Annotated in this window: 1 protein-coding gene; it reads right to left on the bottom strand. The window is 39.0% G+C overall.

Going from position 1 to position 531, the window contains the following annotated elements; translation table 11 throughout:
- Positions 1-43: 43 nt before the first annotated feature.
- The coding region (locus CWB72_RS16525; RefSeq protein WP_138633642.1) for an IS982 family transposase at positions 44-531 on the bottom strand (488 nt) is incomplete at its 5' end.

Below are 531 nucleotides of genomic sequence, written 5' to 3'. Positions count from 1 at the left end.
TTCTCATTTTAATACCTTACTTAACCTCAGATCTGTATAAGAATTAAAGTCGAGTCACTTTTATGCTCGGCTTTTTAGTCTGAAAAGTGTAGGCAATTAACCCAGCCATTAAATTAACCATAAATGAGATACAGCTTCGATGCCTTGTATGATCTATTTGAGCCATGTTTTTTAGCTGGTCGAAAACTGTTTCAATGATGAAACGTTTTGATAGCATAGCTCTATCCCAAGATGATATTGGCTGACGTTTCATATTACTTCTTTGACCTGTAATAAAATCAATGCCTTGCTCGGCAAGCTCCGCTTTTAGGCTTGTAGATACATAGCCTTTGTCTGCATATAAACTACCTGTAACATTTCTGACCATGTCTAACACAGGCTTCCTATCATCAACATTCCCTGCCGTCACTTTTACTGCTAATAAACCACCTTCGTCATTCATGATGAGGTGAAGTTTAAAGCCATAAAACCAGCCCATTGTTCCTTTTCCTCGCTTGGCTTCGTCTGCGAAAACTTGGTGGCGAGGAATAC

Source organism: Pseudoalteromonas phenolica (genome assembly GCF_005886345.1).
In the GTDB taxonomy this organism is placed as follows: domain Bacteria; phylum Pseudomonadota; class Gammaproteobacteria; order Enterobacterales; family Alteromonadaceae; genus Pseudoalteromonas; species Pseudoalteromonas phenolica_A.
The sequence above is the reverse complement of the archived record's forward strand: the minus strand, read 5'-3'. Positions and strand labels throughout refer to the sequence as shown.